The sequence below is a fragment of the Roseburia sp. AF22-2LB genome (assembly GCF_003461125.1).
In the GTDB taxonomy this organism is placed as follows: Bacteria; Bacillota; Clostridia; order Lachnospirales; family Lachnospiraceae; genus Roseburia_C; species Roseburia_C amylophila.
Genome location: NZ_QTWM01000004.1, coordinates 111,163 through 123,401, shown reverse-complemented (window position 1 = coordinate 123,401; position 12,239 = coordinate 111,163). Strand labels below are relative to the sequence as shown.

Sequence of the window (12,239 nt, the reverse complement as noted above, 5' to 3'; positions counted from 1 at the left end):
CTCTCAATACACTAACATAATAACTCTCTTTACCTGCATATATTAATTAGTATCAAATGGGATTACTGTTGGAGAATTCCAACATATCTGAATTATGTGATATTTGTACTAGCTATCGCTTATAACTCATACTCCCATTCATCAAATTACTTTTTCTGTTAATAGATTACTCTCTTTGTCATTTCTTGTCAATTATTTTGTTGGAAATCTTTTTCAAAGGACTGCATTTCCCGGAACATTTCCTTATCGACATAGCAGCCGGCTTTCTCATGCTCGGTCAGATTGATGGCACAGTCAAACTGGTCAATGATTCCTTCTATCGGCTGTACCATTCCTTTCCAGCCATCTCCCATAGCATCCTGCAGCCGCTTCCAGTCCGTATACATTCTGACCGCTGCATTATTGTGCTTTCCTTCTATGGTCGGAAGTGAAATCTGCATATCCTTTTTCAGTACTGTCTTGCCATTTTCATCCGGCTCTGGAAAATCTTCTGACGTTTTGGTTGGAATAATAAACCTGGCTTTTGTCATTTCTATGGACAGAAATCTAAAATATAATTTGTAAATAAGTTTCTGCTCGTCTGTTGCCGGCTGCCCAAGCTGAGCAATCAGAAGCATCCATCTTACCAGGTCAGGGTTGGTAACCGGAATGCTAATTTCCGGTATATTGCTGTAGTCCGGCTCCGGAACAAATTCCGGTGCTGCTATTGCCGTATTTTCATTTACCACTTTGACTCCACAGGCACCATTCATATAAAAACAGTATCCCAGGAAATTGTAAATTGCCTTATGGGAATCATCGTTTTTAATCTCTCTGATTTCATACCGTTCTTCCGGAAATCTGACTTTAAATATATCCTTATATGCCTTAGTCAGAATCCAGATGTCAGGTGGTGTACACATATATGTGCCATCCTGTCGGTCTACTGTCTGGGAAAAAAGTGCCGGCTCTCCTGTGATTTTACTGTATACGCAATAAATAGCAGGTGCTTCCAATACCTTTTGAACAAGGGATTTTGCAATTACACCAATCCGCTTTCGGACTTCTTCTTTCTCAGCATCATCCTTTGCCGGAATTACTTTCGTTTTATACCACGCATACAAACGCCAGATTTCTGAGCAATCTGTAATGCTTAATTCATCAAGTTCTTTCTGTGAAAGTACCAGTTGTTTTGACGATACATAAGTATCTCCCAAACCGGAAATATAGGCATCATGTACTTCTGCAACTGTTGTGGTTCTTGAATATACCATTGTTCCGCATTTTATCGGATACGTTCCTGCCTGCTCCAGTTTCAATCCTACCCGGCAGTTTTCTGCTTCACGCACAGCTTTTCCCTGACCAACTTCTATTCCGAGCACTACTGTCACCAGTATTTCTCCATCATCATCCGAAAAATTACTCATGTAGACAGCATCACCCACCTGTATTTTTCCCTTCAGTTCACCTACAACCACGATATCATCTGTATTTCTAAGGCGGAACTTATCCTGTACTTTTAATACACACTTTCTTGCTGCTTCTTTGGAACTATTTTCCACTGCATTATCTTTATTCTTAAAAAGATGTAACTTTTCCCTGATTCCCATTGCAACCGGCTCCTTTTCGTTGTTCTAATTGTTCTGCTGTCTATCTATGATATATTCCAGCATTTTTCTCGCATTAGCTTTTTTCATTTGAAGTTCAAACAGTCTTTCCTTTTTTTCATTAAAAAACAGATATGCCACATTTCCCGGCATTGCACTAACCCCGGTGATTTGCCCGATTGGGATATTTTTTAGTTTTCTTTCTGCATAGTAAAATACTTCATTTTTCTTTATAAATACTGCCGAATATGTAAAATGCTGACACAAAAATGTTGCAAAACCAAGCTGAACCATACAGCAGCAAAAAAGAAATAGAAATAGTGACGCTATTTCTAATGAAAATAACAGAATCACCCATTCCAAAACACTAATTATATAAAACAGAATTCCAAATATCCATATTATTTTTTTATCCCCTACATAGATAAATGCTTCTGCTTTATTATTTTTCTGCTCTTTCTTATATTTAAGCATAAACTTTAAATCAAAAATTCCTATCACAAATGCTATAATTATTAATATAATTAAAATATATTTCATGCTATCACCTCATCTAAAATAATTCTATAAAATCCGCCAGTATTAAATATAATGCATACCATATCCCAAAAGCTAAAACTGAAAAACAACTAAAATACAGTAGAATTTTTTCTCTTTTCTCTTCTGCATTTTTTGCCATATCAAATATTCCAATTCCAGCAGCCCAAAACAGAACTCCCAAAAGAAACTTTAACCAATAAATGCATATTATTTCTCTATTTAATGGCATCAATAAATAAAAAACGACTCCAATAATATCAACTACCTGTACACCTATCGCATACATCAACCCCATAATCGAAATTTCTCCATAAGAATGCCACAACCAGGTAAATACATATAAGAATCGATTATCTATCCAAATTTTTCTTCTGCCTGACGGTTTTTCTGAAAACCTAACTATAAACCACATCCAGACAGAAAACATAATACATTTTATGAATAAGTGCATTTTCTTTATCACCTCGTCTGTAAAAACTCTACTACCTTATTCCTTTTTTCTAAAAAGAATCGATATTCTGTTCCATTTCTTTTAACTATGTTTATCTGATTTGTAAAAATACCAAACAACTTTTCCTCTTCTAATTCTCTCCTCCCATATCCGGAATAATATATATCACCTTTGCTCCAAATAATTTCTTCATTTCTTCCTCAAAATTTAAATATGTGGTTTTAGCTATATATACCTCTCCGGTAAAATTCATTAAAAACTTGTCCATATTATTTTTATAAATGAAACCATATTTAGAACAATTCTTGTATAATTAATGTTCAACCTTCAGTGTATTTAGTTCTTTTCTATCTTTAACCAACAATCCCGCATCAATTTCTTCAAAAAAGAGTGTTATCCACGGACAATAAACGAATTTGCCATTTTTATATATATTTACTCTTAAATTTCGTCGATAAAGATAGGTATTGGATATTATAACTGACTTCACTTCAGATAAATCTTTCTTTCGTCTTTTAAAATTATGATAATAAACTATTTTCTCATCCTGAATGTAATATCCATCTATGAAGAACCCGATTCCATAAACTAATAAGAACGCAATCCCTACATATTCAAGCAGGACAAGAATTGACACAATTCCATATCTGTCACCAGTAAGTTTTAATATAACAATTATTCCTAAAATTAGACCACAATATATTGCCAGCCCTCTCATTACATTGTGATATACTACTGAAATATAATATTTTTGTTTATTCATCATCTGCTTTTCGCCAGCTCTAATCCAATTCCAATATCTCTTTCACATTTTTACATCTTGCCATTATTTCCTGTGTTATATCATCATTCATTGCATATGAAAATAAATACTCCTTCTTTCGGTCAAAAACATCTGTAAATGCACCATAATCTTTGCGTAACTTTTCAGGTGTCTTTCCAAAAATAGTCCTATGAGGGCAATTATTGCCAGTCATTATGTATCCTATCTTTGAATATTCTATTTTTTCACTAACAAATGCTGTCCCTTTATATCCCGTTACCAGCATATAATCCCTGTTAAAAATGATATAAAAGGATTTATCATATGTTCTTTTTATCACCAGAAGTGCCGGATAATATAATAATGCCAAAAGCCACATCACAATCATTACAACTTTACTTGCAAAAAAAACATAAAATAAAACTCCAAGTAAAACAAGTGCTGCTCCTACTGAAATTGCGATTGTTCTGCATGTCCGTTCATTTCTCTTAGTACTTTTCATATAATGAATTTTCTTTCCAGTCACTTTTGCATCTGATTTCACTTCCTCATCATTCTTTTTTCCATAGTTTTTCAGTAACTGATCAATATTAAAAAATGCCGTCTCTAATACTTCTTCACCATCTACATATAATCTTGCTTTATTCGCTTTCTTATGGTCTTTTTCAAAATACAATTTATTGCCGTATCCCCGTTTTAATAATGTAGAATATGTTACCGTTCCATTCTGGTATATACAAATTTTCTCACTGTAAAACAATTTTTCAAATGCAATCAATATTACCTTCCCTACAATTCCGGCTTTCCATGCATTTAAGACAGCCGGATGTATATTTCCTGTCATAACACACAATACTGCCTGTAGTAAATATATATCAAAGACCGTGCTTATCGTTAAAGTTAATACTACACCACGACCATTTGTTAATATACTTTGGGCAAATTCGTTTTTTATTACTTCTGTTTTCAGATGTATCAAAATTCTTTTTATATTGCACCCTACATTAATTATTAAAATACCAATAATGACTATTCTGCACAGACATTTGCCCCACACCAATTTTTCCGAATTATCAAATAGTTTCCAAAGATTAAATATATCATCTTTCCATGCCCACAAACCTATCATGATACTAAACAAAGCGCATATACTTAGTAGCCTTACATATATTAATGCCCAACCACCTACTACTCCCACGCCTTGGTTAAAATTTGTTCTAACTCCAAATAAATTTGCAAAACACTCTCTAAATAATATTCGGATTCCATATGTAAATAGCAAAATAAAAAATAATGTGTATATGTATATCATCTTTTCCATTCCTTAACTTTAAAATGAACTATACTCCTGTTCCGCATGCAACTTTATATACTCTGTCATTTTCATCAAAATAGAATGATGTTGAATAAATACCATTTTGAACCGCATATTCATTTTCTTCCTCATTACTTAAAGTTTCCTTTAATCCATATGCCAGCATAACTTCTTTTTTTGATGAGCCTACCCCAATTTGTAAAATTCCAAATCGAATACCAGGATCCGTAATTCTAACACTTTCCATATAATTTCCAATAAAGGTATATTCTATATCTTCAAATTTAATATCCTCGCAACTTCCATATAATTTTTCTCTGCTAACAGGGTCACCTTCTTTTTCTAAAATTTCCTGTTTGCTTTGGCGGAAAAAACAATTAAAATCGTGTAATCCATATGTACCGTATTTCATTTTAAGAAATATAACTAATACTATAAAAATAAGAATAATAATACCTATAACTACCTTTGCTCTTCTTTTACTCTTTACCATCTTTTTTCCCCCATTCTATAAAAGTAATGTTTTAATTACTATTTTCATTTCTGGATTTATAAAAGTCTGGTCTCACAATTATATCTACTCTTACAAATGCACTCATAAATGCAAAAAGCATCGTTGCAACCATAATACAACACCAAAAAAATACTGAACTTTTTTGTTTTCCTAATGCATTAAATAATACTGCTCCTCTGCGTCCAAAAAATCGTCTTCCTGACACACACAAACACGTTAATAAAAATAAACTCATTGTTTCTATAATTTTTAACGTACTTCTTACATTTTTATTTTTTATTACTATTTTTCCAGTTGTTAATAATGCCCCCAAAATTCCCAATATTATAGAAATCACATAACTTATAATACAAATTGCTGTGCTTTTTTCAGGTGGCAAATTTCCCTGCACCATTATTTGTATCGTAAGTCCCAGTGAAACAAATAAGCATATATGTGCATTGTATTTTCTATAATCATATTCTTTTCTTATAAATGAAACTACTGCCCCCAAAATAATAAAAGCTATTACACACGCTGCTATACATGCTGTAAAGCCCATATCGGCTCCACGATAATAGCTATCAAATGCTCCCAGTAACCCCAACACACTATATACAAAAATTCCTGCTCCTGTTTGTTTTAAAATTGCTTTACCCTTTTTCACCATAGCCTCATCTCCATATTGAAGTCTGCAACTGACCAAGTCACCTTTTAACATCAGCGAGTATATAATCTTATATGTCTCTTCTGTTTTTCTGATAAACTATGTTCCTCATCCGTTACATATATCCCCATATATTTCAAATCCCCCTGTATATAAAACATAATATATACCTGATAATCCCCATCATGACTTTCTTCTATTGAAGAAAAATAATATGTTGTATCAGATGGATTCTGTATACTTCCTGTTTCTACATCTCCCCACAGAAACCCTATTCCATACTGGATTCCTTCTAATATCTGATTGAATGAGTTTGCTGACTTTAACTTTTTTAAAGTCTCTTCATCTAGCAGACTGCTTTCATCGGCATTGGACAATTCAATTCCATAAATCATATAAGTGTTTTCCTTTGATTTTATCAGAAATTCATTATCCGTTTTGTAACGTTCCGACTCCTCACTATTCATATATTCCTTCGGTATACTTGCAGCAATCTGTGACAATTGTATCTGATAATACTGCACATAATGTTTACTTATTAAAGTATATATTAAAATAATTGTCCATAAAATTGCTATTTCTATTGAAAAATAACGAAGTCCCTTTAAGATTTGTTCTTTCTTATATTTCACTCTAAACATCCTTGTTCTTCTCCTTTGACTTCATTCTGCACTATACTTTTCTTCCACATGCAATTTTATATACTCTGTTTTTTTATCAAAATAGAATATTTCTACTTTTTATTAGCCTGTTCATATTTTCTGAAATAATAATACATCATACCAGCATCAACCCACAAAGATGAAAAAATTGCAATTGAAAAAAGTAACACCGCCACAATCGCACATGTCTCATTATGACCTATACCTTCCATTTTTGAGCCGATTTGTTTTCCACATATTCTCAATGTAGCAATGGTTAGCATTGCTACCGATGCTGCAATTTCTCTACTATATGACACTTTTTTCTTTTCTTTTTCATACCATCCATTGCGTATTCTTTTTTTCACTAACCAAAAGCGTCCGAAATAGCACAATGCAATCAGTATTGTTCCCATTATTCCTATTATCAAATAATTATTGGGTTTCCTCATCATTCCAATAAAGCCCCATCCATCTACAAAAAAAATCATTCCCCAAATTTCTCCATGAACAAAGCTACAAAATACACTTCCATATTTTTTTCTCTCCATCCTTGAACATAGAATCAGCAGGCAAATTTCTATTATTACGCAAACAGCAAATACCTTCCGTGAATTCAATATTTGTATGCCTAAAAAGATTACTGTTAATAAGAAAAATCCAATCTGATCATCCCATAATGTTGCCTCGTATTTCTTTTTTGTTTCTAAAAAGTCCTGTATTTTTTCCATTGTATTCTGCCCCTCTTGGCGATGCCTCTATCTCCTTTTGAATATTTTATATTACTCTTTATTCGCTTCCATATATTCAATTATGTATGTTCCAATTTTTTCCGAATACCATGGTATATCTATCCCTTCTTCAGGTTTTCTTTTCCCTTTTTGATTCAAATATCCCATATATGTCAAGTTATTTGCTGCCCTATGATTTCTAAACCCAACTCTCATCGTAGCATCTATATCTGTTAATATCTTAAACGTTATTTTGGGATTCTGCACCATTGAGGCTATTTCTTTTCCGTTATAATTCCAATCAGTTTCTGATGCTATACACAAAACCGGATTTTTTATTTCCAACATATTTGAAATCCAAAATTCTGGTCTCTTATTAAATAATTCTTTATCTGCTACAACCACATTTCCTTCTTCTAATAACTTTTCTACTTTTTCATATTCTCTTTCTATATCTCTTTCCTTAACTTTTCTACCTCTACCCCACTTATCCATTTTTCTTCTAGCTATAATCCGTTGTTTTCCCGTCTCTCCACCACCAAATAACAAAATTAGTCCCTGTGGCTTTATCTTTTTTTGTAGCAATAATAAAATATTACATGTAATACTATGACCGATAAAATAAATTGGATGTTCTCCTGTTTCACTTTGAATTTCATTAATCACATCTACTATTTTATTTATCTTATTTCAATAGTCAATCCTTCATTCCAGTATCTATTTCACATTTTTACCCCTTATCATCGACCTGTATATAACCACATATGTTTCTTCTGTTTTTCTGATAAAACATGCTCCTCATCCATTACACATATCTCCATATATTTTAAATCTTCCTGTATATAGAATATAATATATACTTGGTAATCCCCATCATGTCCTTCTTCTATTGAAGAAAAATAATAACATGTATAAGATGATTTTTTTGTATTTCCTGTAACCACATCTCCCCACAGGAATCCTACTCCATCCTGGATTCCCTCTAATATCTGACTGAATGAATTTGCTGACTTTAACTTTTTTAAATCCTCTTCATCCAGGAAAGTTATCAAGCTGCTTTCATCGACATTGGACAATTCAATTCCATAAATCATATAAGCATTTTCCTTTGATTGTATCAGAAATTCATTATCCGTTTTGTAATGTTCAGACTCTTCACTATTCATATATTCCTTCGGTATACTTGCAACAACCTGTGACAAATGTATACCAGAATACTTCCCATAATATGTGCTTATTAAAGTATCTATTAAAATAATTGTCCATAAAATTGCTATTTCTATTGAAAAGCAACGAAGTCCCTTCAAGATTTGTTCTTTCTTATATTTCACTCTAAACACCCTTCTTCTTCTCCTTCCCATAAATTATTCCACCATTCAAATATATTACCTGAACAGATTGTCCATGTATTAGACATTGTCACATGACCTGATGCTAATGTCCCTTCTTCGCCAAATCCTATACTTCCATACCCCCCAATATGTTTTAAATCTCCATTATCATCGTATGTCTGCCACGCACCTCCACCAAAGATTAAACCTTCACCTACTGTTACTCCTTCTTCTGTTCCAAAATCTTCCAAACTATATATCGACTGTGCCTTGTACGCCCCCAAAAAAATACTTCCATTTCCGGATTGACCGATTTCTGCTCCAGTTCCACCAGAAACCTGTAATGCAATATTACCATTTAAATCCCACACAACTTGCACACTTCCACTCATATATGCTCCAGCCCCAATACTTCCTGATAATCCCAGCACACCAATCGGGATATCTTTGTCACTATCATCATTTTTATCCGTATTATTACTCTCATTATCATTATTACTTGCTTTTTCCTGCTCATTGATTTCATTCATCGGGATTTCTAATATTTTCTTAATATCATACTCCTCTGGAATTGAATTCTCCTCTTTGTTCATTCCACCCAAAAATTCGTCAGGAAAATCTATCAAGCTTTTTTCTTCCGACTTACTTTTTCCTATATTATTAAATTCGTCTACTATATTTATTACTGGTTCCATACCATTCAAATCAACCAAATCCAACGGTCTATTCCAGCAATAGTTGTAATGGTTCATTGTATATGGCGCAGCAATATGCCCCTTTATAAAGTCTTCGCTGATAAATCTGCCAACTCCGGCATCATATCGTCTTGCCTGTGCAAAGTATAGTGCACCAACGCTGTCCATCTGATAACCGGTAAATCCGAAGCTTTGTAAAGAATCTTTAAAGATATCTTTTGCAGTCCGAATATCATTACCAAATTCGTCAAATCCGTAGACTTCCTCGCTTCTTCTGCCTTTCCATCTTTAATTAAATTTCTTACAACACTCTGCTGCATTTGGTCTAATCGTTCCCTGTCAGCCTCCAGTGTTGTTCTTAATTTTTCTATATCAAGATTTCCACCATTCGGATTAATATTATCTGCTAAGTCTGTAAAATATGTAATTATTGCATTTCCTGCCGTTACCAATCCGGCAACTGTTCCGATATGTCTGGTATCAACTTGCTGTACATCTGAAAAAATTTGCTCAATCTCTTCTTTTGTTGTAGAATGCTTGCTTATAATATTCTGATAATATCCTTCCATATTATCCAAATAGTCTGAAATACCAAGTTTGCTCAACCAGTCCTGTCCCGCCTGATTAAACTCTCCTTTTCCATTCCCAATTGTTTCCCATACACCGGAAGCAATAACATCATCAACATATTGCATTAACAGTTCTTTTGCCCCAGGTGAAAAATCTCTCATCATATTTTCTCTCCCGTTCAATTTCATTTTTTATAGGTTGTCCCAGGTTTCTTCTGTTATAGAAAACACCTCTTTCGGATAATCAATGTTTACCAACTCTCCTCCTGTAGATAAATCCTTTGCAACAACATGAATTGACCACTCTGCATTCCCATTTAATATCTGATACATTTCTGAATTAAAAAATATAATCATTAGTTTTGCCGTAAATGTAAGTCCGTTTGCCTTCTGAGCTACCTGACAATTAACTTCGGTATAATCATCCGAAACCGATATTTTATACAATTCATCTTCATCTGTTTGTTCTAATTCATTACTAATATTTTCTTCGGCTTTCTTTATCCATTTTTCCTTTTGTTTTTCATTCAACTCTATAATAATGTTCTTTTTTTCATCCAAATATATATATTGGCAATACTCAGTTGCTCCACGTATTTCTTTTATAAAATCAGTTGCATTCGTATATATAGCTGTAATTTCAAATTTCTGTAATCCTGTGTTATCGTAATTTTTGTAATAATTCTTCGTCAAATCATAATTTTCATTTATTTTTTTTATTTCCATTCCAAACGGATTTTCATCTGCACTTAATATAATTGTATCCTCTTCTTCTCCTGTTTCTGTTTTCTCCGGTATTGCCTGCTCCTTTTTATATATTACAAGCGCTGCCACAATTCCTATCACTAATATTGCTATCACTATAATTCCCATTATGTTTTTCTTCTTCATTCTTATTTCCTCCATTTTCTTATGGTAATACAGTAGCAGTTGCAATTGATGCTCCACCTATTTTTACAGGTTGTCCCAGGTTTCAATTGATAAGTTATAATCCTCATCTGGGAATTTTATATTTTCCAATTCCTTTCCTGTTTCCATATCAGTTACGATAATCTGTAATGACCAGTCTTTGTTTCCATTCAATACATGATATATTTCTGAATCATATGTCAAAGTCATAAGTGAGCTCATCTTTGCCGTAAAGGTACTTTGACTGTTTAATATTTCTTTTGATACATCCAGATAAAGTATTTTGTAATCATCACTAATTCTAAAATGATATAATTCTTCATCCTTATTTTGTTCTATTACTCTTTTTATATCCTTTTCTGTTAACTCCAGCCAATTTTTTCGCTGCTGCTCTGTTATCTCTGCAACCAGTCCCTCTTCTTTACTTTCATATCCATATTGGCAATATCCGGATTCTCTCATCTCGGCAATATACGTCCTTTTATCTGTAAAAATAACTGGAATGATATACTTTTGTAGTCCTGTATTGTCATAATCTTTATAATAATTTCTTGTCAAATCATAGTCTTCATTTATCTTTTTTATCTCTATTCCGAACGGATTCTCATCTGCACTTAATACTACTGTCTCCGGTTCTTCCCCGACCTGTGATTTTTCCGGCACCATCTGCATCTTTTTATATACTATCAGTGCAGCCACTATTCCAATTGCAAACAATGCTATAATGATTATCCCTACTATTTTTTTCTTTTTCATTCTTCTTTTCCTTCTAAAGTATATAATTGTTATGTTTCAATTCTTTCGCCTATCTTTAATGAACTAAGATTATTCTGTTACTGCATTTTATTCATCCCACATTTCTGCTGACAAATTCCATTCTTCCTTCGGAAAATTGATATTAGAAAGTTCTCGCCCCGTTTCAAAATCTTTTGTCACTATATTAACTGTCCAATTATCGTTTCCATTAAGTATCTGATATATTTCAATCTCCTCCAGCAAACGCATTATATTATCCATAACTTTCGTAGCATGTGCATTAATTGATACATCAGCTTCAATCATCGTATAATTCTCTGATACAGCAAATTTATACAAATCTTCTCCATCAGCCGATAATACTGTTTTATGAATAACCGCCTCTGTATTGCCAATCCAATCTTCTTTCTGCTTTTCCGTCATTTCCGCTATTATATTATCTTCCTCATCTATATAACCATATTTACAATATCCCGATTCCCTTAATGCTATAATGTATGACCTTTCATCTGTAGTGACATTAGGTATAACAAATTTCTCCAATCCCTTATTATCATAATTTTTATAATAATTTTTTGTCAGGTCATAATTTTCATTTATCTTTTTTATCTCTACTCCGAACGGATTCTCATCCGCACTTAATACTACTGTCTCCGGTTCTTCCCCAACCTTTGGCTGTTCCAATGCTGTCTGTTCTCTTTTATACTGCATCAGCGCTGCAGCTATTCCGATTACAAATAATACTATAATGATTATTCTTACTATGTTTTTCTTTTTCATTTTTCTTTTCCT

Annotated in this window: 16 protein-coding genes and 1 pseudogene; all 17 read right to left on the bottom strand. The window is 33.0% G+C overall.

The genetic code is table 11. The annotated features are described in order from the left end of the window. Positions 1-188: 188 nt before the first annotated feature. Complete coding sequence (locus DWX96_RS07840) at positions 189-1,589, bottom strand: SseB family protein (RefSeq protein ID WP_117699369.1); 1,401 nt, start codon at positions 1,587-1,589, stop codon at positions 189-191. A 24-nt stretch (positions 1,590-1,613) separates the two neighbouring features. Beyond that, positions 1,614-2,126, bottom strand: a complete 513-nt coding sequence (locus DWX96_RS07835) for a hypothetical protein (RefSeq protein ID WP_118057189.1) — start codon at positions 2,124-2,126, stop codon at positions 1,614-1,616. 13 nt (positions 2,127-2,139) lie between these two features. Continuing rightward, on the bottom strand, positions 2,140-2,421 hold the full coding sequence (locus DWX96_RS14185; protein ID WP_147337973.1) for a hypothetical protein: 282 nt from the start codon (positions 2,419-2,421) through the stop codon (positions 2,140-2,142). A gap of 286 nt (positions 2,422-2,707) precedes the next feature. Further along, the gene (locus DWX96_RS14745; RefSeq protein WP_278336408.1) at positions 2,708-2,830 is read right to left on the bottom strand and encodes a hypothetical protein; all 123 of its coding nucleotides are present in this window, start codon (positions 2,828-2,830) and stop codon (positions 2,708-2,710) included. Positions 2,831-2,890: 60 nt separating this feature from the next. Beyond that, positions 2,891-3,343, bottom strand: a complete 453-nt coding sequence (locus DWX96_RS07825) for a hypothetical protein (RefSeq protein WP_118057187.1) — start codon at positions 3,341-3,343, stop codon at positions 2,891-2,893. 16 nt (positions 3,344-3,359) lie between these two features. After that, positions 3,360-4,652 (bottom strand): hypothetical protein, encoded by a 1,293-nt coding sequence (locus DWX96_RS14180; protein WP_158561830.1) that lies wholly within the window; start codon positions 4,650-4,652, stop codon positions 3,360-3,362. Positions 4,653-4,680: 28 nt separating this feature from the next. After that, complete coding sequence (locus DWX96_RS07815) at positions 4,681-5,148, bottom strand: hypothetical protein (protein WP_118057185.1); 468 nt, start codon at positions 5,146-5,148, stop codon at positions 4,681-4,683. 31 nt (positions 5,149-5,179) lie between these two features. Beyond that, positions 5,180-5,818: a hypothetical protein gene (locus DWX96_RS07810; protein ID WP_118057184.1), complete on the bottom strand. Its 639-nt coding sequence runs from the start codon at positions 5,816-5,818 to the stop codon at positions 5,180-5,182. Between the two features lie 50 nt (positions 5,819-5,868). Next, positions 5,869-6,456: a hypothetical protein gene (locus tag DWX96_RS07805; RefSeq protein ID WP_118057183.1), complete on the bottom strand. Its 588-nt coding sequence runs from the start codon at positions 6,454-6,456 to the stop codon at positions 5,869-5,871. Between the two features lie 92 nt (positions 6,457-6,548). Beyond that, positions 6,549-7,187 (bottom strand): hypothetical protein, encoded by a 639-nt coding sequence (locus tag DWX96_RS07800; RefSeq protein WP_118057182.1) that lies wholly within the window; start codon positions 7,185-7,187, stop codon positions 6,549-6,551. 51 nt (positions 7,188-7,238) lie between these two features. Further along, positions 7,239-7,853: a hypothetical protein gene (locus tag DWX96_RS07795; protein WP_118057181.1), complete on the bottom strand. Its 615-nt coding sequence runs from the start codon at positions 7,851-7,853 to the stop codon at positions 7,239-7,241. 74 nt (positions 7,854-7,927) lie between these two features. Beyond that, positions 7,928-8,518 carry a hypothetical protein gene (locus DWX96_RS07790; protein ID WP_118057180.1) on the bottom strand — a complete coding sequence of 197 codons (591 nt, stop codon included), beginning with the start codon at positions 8,516-8,518 and terminating at the stop codon, positions 7,928-7,930. Next, positions 8,515-9,237 (bottom strand): hypothetical protein, encoded by a 723-nt coding sequence (locus DWX96_RS07785; protein WP_242988758.1) that lies wholly within the window; start codon positions 9,235-9,237, stop codon positions 8,515-8,517. Before DWX96_RS07785 ends, DWX96_RS07790 begins: the two co-directional genes overlap by 4 nt. 33 nt (positions 9,238-9,270) lie before the next feature. Further along, positions 9,271-9,426 (bottom strand): annotated as a pseudogene (locus DWX96_RS14955) (RHS repeat-associated core domain-containing protein); the annotation flags it as partial. Positions 9,427-9,974: 548 nt separating this feature from the next. After that, the gene (locus DWX96_RS07780; RefSeq protein WP_118057178.1) at positions 9,975-10,673 is read right to left on the bottom strand and encodes a hypothetical protein; all 699 of its coding nucleotides are present in this window, start codon (positions 10,671-10,673) and stop codon (positions 9,975-9,977) included. Positions 10,674-10,736: 63 nt separating this feature from the next. Next, positions 10,737-11,447: a hypothetical protein gene (locus DWX96_RS07775; protein ID WP_118057177.1), complete on the bottom strand. Its 711-nt coding sequence runs from the start codon at positions 11,445-11,447 to the stop codon at positions 10,737-10,739. A gap of 87 nt (positions 11,448-11,534) precedes the next feature. Continuing rightward, a complete protein-coding gene (locus tag DWX96_RS07770) occupies positions 11,535-12,227 on the bottom strand; it encodes a hypothetical protein (protein WP_118057176.1) in 693 nt (230 codons plus the stop codon). Positions 12,228-12,239: the final 12 nt, after the last annotated feature.

Excerpts from the sequence above, each read along its gene's own strand:
- DWX96_RS07810 (WP_118057184.1), bottom strand. The coding sequence starts at position 5,818 with ATGGTGAAAAAGGGTAAAGCAATTTTAAAACAAACAGGAGCAGGAATT.
- DWX96_RS07770 (WP_118057176.1), bottom strand. The coding sequence starts at position 12,227 with ATGAAAAAGAAAAACATAGTAAGAATAATCATTATAGTATTATTTGTA.
- DWX96_RS07815 (WP_118057185.1), bottom strand. The coding sequence starts at position 5,148 with ATGGTAAAGAGTAAAAGAAGAGCAAAGGTAGTTATAGGTATTATTATT.
- DWX96_RS07825 (WP_118057187.1), bottom strand. The coding sequence starts at position 3,343 with ATGATGAATAAACAAAAATATTATATTTCAGTAGTATATCACAATGTA.
- DWX96_RS14180 (WP_158561830.1), bottom strand. The coding sequence starts at position 4,652 with ATGATATACATATACACATTATTTTTTATTTTGCTATTTACATATGGA.
- DWX96_RS07775 (WP_118057177.1), bottom strand. The coding sequence starts at position 11,447 with ATGAAAAAGAAAAAAATAGTAGGGATAATCATTATAGCATTGTTTGCA.
- DWX96_RS07840 (WP_117699369.1), bottom strand. The coding sequence starts at position 1,589 with ATGGGAATCAGGGAAAAGTTACATCTTTTTAAGAATAAAGATAATGCA.
- DWX96_RS14185 (WP_147337973.1), bottom strand. The coding sequence starts at position 2,421 with ATGGGGTTGATGTATGCGATAGGTGTACAGGTAGTTGATATTATTGGA.
- DWX96_RS07805 (WP_118057183.1), bottom strand. The coding sequence starts at position 6,456 with ATGTTTAGAGTGAAATATAAGAAAGAACAAATCTTAAAGGGACTTCGT.
- DWX96_RS07800 (WP_118057182.1), bottom strand. The coding sequence starts at position 7,187 with ATGGAAAAAATACAGGACTTTTTAGAAACAAAAAAGAAATACGAGGCA.
- DWX96_RS14745 (WP_278336408.1), bottom strand. The coding sequence starts at position 2,830 with ATGAATTTTACCGGAGAGGTATATATAGCTAAAACCACATATTTAAAT.
- DWX96_RS07780 (WP_118057178.1), bottom strand. The coding sequence starts at position 10,673 with ATGAAGAAGAAAAACATAATGGGAATTATAGTGATAGCAATATTAGTG.
- DWX96_RS07835 (WP_118057189.1), bottom strand. The coding sequence starts at position 2,126 with ATGAAATATATTTTAATTATATTAATAATTATAGCATTTGTGATAGGA.